Source organism: Pseudomonas sp. AFG_SD02_1510_Pfu_092, assembly GCF_003331055.1.
Taxonomy (GTDB): Bacteria; Pseudomonadota; Gammaproteobacteria; order Pseudomonadales; family Pseudomonadaceae; genus Aquipseudomonas.
The window spans coordinates 1-926 of record NZ_PUQD01000130.1 but is presented as its reverse complement, the minus strand read 5'-3'; the positions used below and the strand labels follow the sequence as shown (position 1 = coordinate 926).

Genomic DNA, 926 nt, shown 5'->3' with positions numbered 1-926 from the left:
AGGTCGAGGGGTTTGCCCAGCCAGTCGCCGATGATGGTCAGGCCGAAGGCGGCGTAGCGTAGGGTGGTGCCAATGGGTAGGTTGTTTCCATCTTCGACGCCATATCCACCCTCCAATGCCGAGAGTACGGTTCGGTGGAACGGCGCTACCAGTCGAAATTGTCCTGTAGCCATTGCACAGAACATGAGGTGTGTTACGCCGTCTAGCGTATCGCTATCTACTTGTCCGGTGCCCTTATGCGACTCGATAAGCAATGCATCGCTGGCGATCATTTTAACTATTCCGGCCGTTAATTTCTCGGGGACTGATGGTGCTATTTTCAGGCGCGTTTGCAATAGCTCGTTTTTTATTTCGAGAAGTCCCATGCTGAACAGTTCATCACAAGCGAGACCAAACTCAGATCCATCGGAAAAGTACTTTTGTAACCAGTTGAATTGATAATTTCTGTTGTCAGTTGCCCAGTGCTCTAGTTGGTTAAGGGTTCGCTGTAGTCGATGTTTATTCATCTCAATTCCACCTGTTTAATTGTATGCCGTTACTGAGATTGGTTAGTGCATTGGTTTTTCCGTTTGAGTCGAAAAATACTTGTGCATGGATGAACTCGGTTTTGCCTGATCGTACTGCTCTCGCAATTGCATCAGTTTTAGCTAAGAAGTTTGGGTCATGGCTTTGTAACTTTCCGGCTTGCCATGCTCCCTTACCCTTTTTCAAAAGCTCCTGAATTCTCCGCAAGTTTCTAGCCCCTCCGACCGATTGCGTTCTAAGAAACCTAGGCGTCTTGCTCTTGCCCAGCGTCGTCTTCACCTCGATCACCAACAACGTTCCCGCCTCGAACTGCACCTCTTCCACCGGCGCCGTCCCTTTCAGCCCATCGATGTGATGCCGCATCTCCTGCGTCGTCGGATTTCGTACCGTCATCGAAGGGG

Annotated in this window: 2 pseudogenes; both read right to left on the bottom strand. The window is 49.9% G+C overall.

Annotation, left to right across the window (positions count from 1 at the left end):
* Positions 1 to 506 (bottom strand): annotated as a pseudogene (locus C6A77_RS25635) (hypothetical protein); the annotation flags it as partial.
* Between the two features lies 1 nt (position 507).
* A pseudogene (locus C6A77_RS25585) lies at positions 508 to 926 on the bottom strand (hypothetical protein); the annotation flags it as partial.